Here is a 4,131-nt window from a genome sequence, read left to right as displayed (position 1 = left end):
TTTTGCCAATGGGAAGAGAGATCAAAAGCAGCAGCAATGATATTTTTCCATTTGGTGATGGTGGTGGTATCAGCACCAAAAAAGCGCATGACGGCTTCAAAGGCACGCCCAAAAGCCCGAGATACCCCCCGTGCAAAACCTTTGACAAAAGAAGAAAAACGATCCCAATATTTCCACAAAGCAAAACCAGCAGCCAGTATGACCGCCACAACAGCAGCAACCACAGCCCCTATTGGGGTAAAAATACCCCCCACAACAGAGGAAAGACTTGCCCCAACCACTTCGATCACTGTCCCCATCCAACCAAAAGAGGCAGCAAATGCACTTCCTGAGACAGCAATCCCCCGTAAAGCCCCTACCAGTAAAGTTATGGGGCGTAAGAGTCGGAGTGAACTTGCCCCAAGACCCGCGGTTAGCAAGCCCAGCGAGCGCCCTGCGGCTGCTAAGCCCCGCCAGCTTGCAGCAACACCACGACTGAGTACTCTAAGCTTGATAAAAGAGCCCATCAATTGAAGAAGCCCAAGACGTGTGCCAGCCATGGTAAAGCGCAACACGCGCAGAGCAATATTAAAAGCCATCAGAGCGGCAATGGTTTTGATAATGGCGCTTGTTAAAGTTGGGTGCGCATTCGCCCACGCCATAAGCCCATTAGTAAAATTACCAACACTTTCCATCAAACTGTTGAGAGGAGGCAGAAGCACTTCACCAATGGTGATGCCCAGAGCTACAATACGGTTTTGCAAGAGTTCAAATTGCCGCATAGCACCGGTTGCTTGTTTGTCTGCTTCTTGCTCTACCGAACCTTTAAAGACTTGTGGATCTTTCACATAATCTAAAGCTTGCCCTAACAATTCTGGATTGCCCACCAATTTGGCAAAATCACCAGTAAAATCGCGCCCCGCAATGGCAATCAGCGAGCGCATCCCCTGTTCGGATTTACCCAACACATTAAAAAAGCGCAGCAAGGTGCCGGTGGCATCTTTGTCCAGATCTTGCATGAATTTTTCGCGAGAAAGCCCAATATTGGCAAAAGCATCTTCAATATGCTTGCCCCCTGCTTGAATGCGCGCACTCATGGCATTAAAACCACGCGCAGCACTCTCTGGAACAATCCCAGCAGAAATCATCGCTGTACCAAATGCCGCGGTTTCGCGCGCAGTGAGCTTAAACATGGTTGCCGCACCGGTAGCACGATTGGTAAAATCAGACACTTCACTGGCTTTTGCCGCCATGTGGTTCGAGAGATGATTGATAGCATCACCTAGATCTTCAATGCCTTCCTGATTAAGCTTAAAGACATTGCGCAATTTGGCAAAGCGCTCCCCAATCTGATCCCCCGTCATATCAAAAGCAACAGCCGCTTTGGCAGCATAAATGCTAAAAGCTTCCAGATCTTGTTCACCAATGCCTGCTTGGCTAGCACTGGTCATCAATTCTAAGACTTCACGCGCCGCTAACGGAATCTTGGTGGAGGTTTCAAGCGCAAAACGGCGCAATTCCTTTAAGCGATCAAGGGGGGCATCGAGAACCTTTTCCAAGCCTTTCATCGATTGATCAAATTGCATGGCTTTATAGAGCGGTGCAATTAAGGTTGCTGTTTGCGCAATCGCCCCCACCATACGTCCACGCGCATGGATAAAAGCATTTTCTGCATGGGCTGTAGCTTTCTTAAGATGCTCAGGGTCAAACCACCCTTTAAAATGCTGCCTTGTCTTGTTTTGGAAATGCGCAACATCTGAACTAAAGGCTGCAAGATCTCGCTTGGCAGAAGCGATCCCCTCTTGCAGATGATTAACAAAACGCACAACAAGAGAAACATCCATGATCGTCTCTTATCCTAACTGATGGCTTTCATATTCTTGGGCTTTAAAGCGCGCGAGTTCTTCTCGATAGGCAATCACATCCAGCCAATCCATCTGGTTAATCTCTGAAGGCGCCCAGTGATAATAAAGAGCTAGTTCTGCCCCAAATTGTCTGGCAGAGAGGATTGGCGTTGCGTAAAAAAAGCAAAAAAAGCCTTCAATATTGCGACAATATCCATCACATCAACTCGCTCAATCAATTCAATAGATTCATGTGACATATCAGCCAAAAGTGCTGTGATGCCTTCTGTTGCCTCACTTGTGAACAAAACTTGAGAAAGCTTCGTGATAAGCACATCATTGCTCAAAGTGGTTTTTTGCTCTCCAAACTCAGGAAGCAGCAGCTCTGTCAATTGTGGTCCAATGAGCACCGCTAATTGCTTGGCATGCTTAAAAGTGGGGCGATAAAAGGTCAGTTTCTTGCAGAGAGATTCTTTGCCACCTTTATCTTGATAAGGAAGCGGAACCTGCAATTCCACGTCAATGCTGGTTTGTAAACTTGTCATGATCAATTCCTATAAATGAGAACCCTATCAATAATGAGAGCTTATAAGTTGAGAATAGAGCGGCGGCGAGAACCGATCTCTTGCCCATTGCGGACAAGCCAGCCGCCCCGTTTAAAAGAAAAGCGGTGCAAAACAGAACCATCCCAAAATTCCGTATAGTCCCAAACATTTTTGATCTCGCAATCATAGCCTGTCGCTTTCCCAGCTGTTAAGCCTTCGCTATCCACTTTGACCAACCGCCCTGTCACATCAATGGAATGCTCATGCTCGCGTCCATCTTCTTCAGAGATCACATGTTTTTTGCCTGTGAATTTATGACGAAGCCCAGGAGGACCACCAAAGATGCCGATAATTTCGGGGGTATGGCTGCGGATTTTCATTTGTAAACTCAAAGCTTTCACACCAAGACCGCTCACATCAATTTGCATATCAGAGCCGCCCGGTTGATAGGTTTCTGTAATTTCTTCCAACGTAGGTAATTTGAGGGTTTCAAGATCAAGGTGAAGATTCACATCATCATCAACAATCAAGGTAAAACCGCGTACAATGCGTAAAGTCATGCTCTAACTCCTTGCTGCTTTGCGATAAGTTTCAAGCGTATCGCCAAATTGATAAGTCATTTTCTTTTGGATATCTTGCGCCAAACGGTCAAAATAAGCGCTATTGCGCCGGCTACCAAAGCTTAAATCTTCTAAAGGTGGCACTTCTTCTGCATCAAATTCGACCCGCAATTTTCCCAATTGTAAAGTGCTGTTGGAATTTAAATCGCGGTCAAACCAAACCCGCCCACCAAGCAATGCACCACGCGCAATCATATCATCAAGAAACTGCGTGAGGCTGCGGGTAATGGCAATAACATGTTGGCCAGTAAGGTTTTCATCATTCGCCCAAGGGCGCAAATTGTTAATGATGGTTTTTTCCAAAGCTGCACGGGTGCGCACCACATTGACAAAGCGCCAAAGTGGATCACTGGAGGTGGTATGATTTCCCCATAAAATGCGCCCATTGGAAGCTACTTCTCCCTGCGCATTTTGGCTAAGTCGTGCTGGAATAAAGGTCGCAATATCGGCTTGGTTAAGGCGATTTGCCTCATGATCAATTTCCCCATCAAAATAGCTAATGGGGCGTGCTGTCCCTAAAATGCCATGCACATCTTGGTTGGAAGGAGACCAAAAAACACCGCCCCTTTGCTTGTCACGTTTGATAAACATGGCGGCAGCAAAAGGACTTGCCGGTTTAACACTAACACCCCCCTCACGATTTGCCACCCGTACAAAGGGATCAATCAAATAACAAAAGCGTGAGGAAAAATCTGCACGATAGGCAAGACTTTCTTGCGTGTTTTTACCCCCCGTATCAAAAACCGCAATCGCTTGTAGCTTTTCTGCAACCTGTTCCAAAGCGTCTGCCACAGGGTTTTTGCCATTATCAATCCGCCCTGCACTATAAGCCGGTGCTAAGAGAATTCCAGGTTCCACACCCAAATGCCCCCGCGCATGCGCTAAGGCATGCACACCGGTTAAAGCAACATTGGATCCCACCATTTCGGTTTGTGTCTCAGCAATGGTTAATTTTTCTTCCACCCGCACAAGAATAATTTGTGCCTCGATCCCCTGCGCGCACACGGCGTTAATCACATCAAGAGCTGTGCCTCTTGTTTCAAGCTTTTGGATTTTTTCTGTCTCATGGGTGAAGACCAACACGGGCTCGTCGAGGGGAAAAACTTGGTTGTCAGCATCAGGGGCTGTAACAACCGCCCCAAT

4 protein-coding genes are annotated in these 4,131 nt (G+C 47.0%); all 4 read right to left on the bottom strand.

Translation table 11 applies throughout. From position 1 onward, the window contains the following. Positions 1-1,823 (bottom strand): phage tail tape measure protein (locus ACFIKX_RS00760; RefSeq protein ID WP_375629607.1); only part of this gene is annotated, 1,823 nt, incomplete at its 3' end. A gap of 131 nt (positions 1,824-1,954) precedes the next feature. After that, a complete protein-coding gene (locus ACFIKX_RS00755) occupies positions 1,955-2,368 on the bottom strand; it encodes a hypothetical protein (protein ID WP_375629604.1) in 414 nt (137 codons plus the stop codon). A 41-nt stretch (positions 2,369-2,409) separates the two neighbouring features. After that, positions 2,410-2,928 (bottom strand): phage major tail tube protein, encoded by a 519-nt coding sequence (locus tag ACFIKX_RS00750; protein ID WP_015856800.1) that lies wholly within the window; start codon positions 2,926-2,928, stop codon positions 2,410-2,412. A 3-nt stretch (positions 2,929-2,931) separates the two neighbouring features. Continuing rightward, the coding region (locus ACFIKX_RS00745; RefSeq protein ID WP_375629601.1) for a phage tail sheath family protein at positions 2,932-4,131 on the bottom strand (1,200 nt) is incomplete at its 5' end.

This window comes from Bartonella sp. CM86QHHN, from assembly GCF_042194695.1.
In the GTDB taxonomy this organism is placed as follows: Bacteria; Pseudomonadota; Alphaproteobacteria; order Rhizobiales; family Rhizobiaceae; genus Bartonella.
The sequence above is the reverse complement of the archived record's forward strand: the minus strand, read 5'-3'. Positions and strand labels throughout refer to the sequence as shown.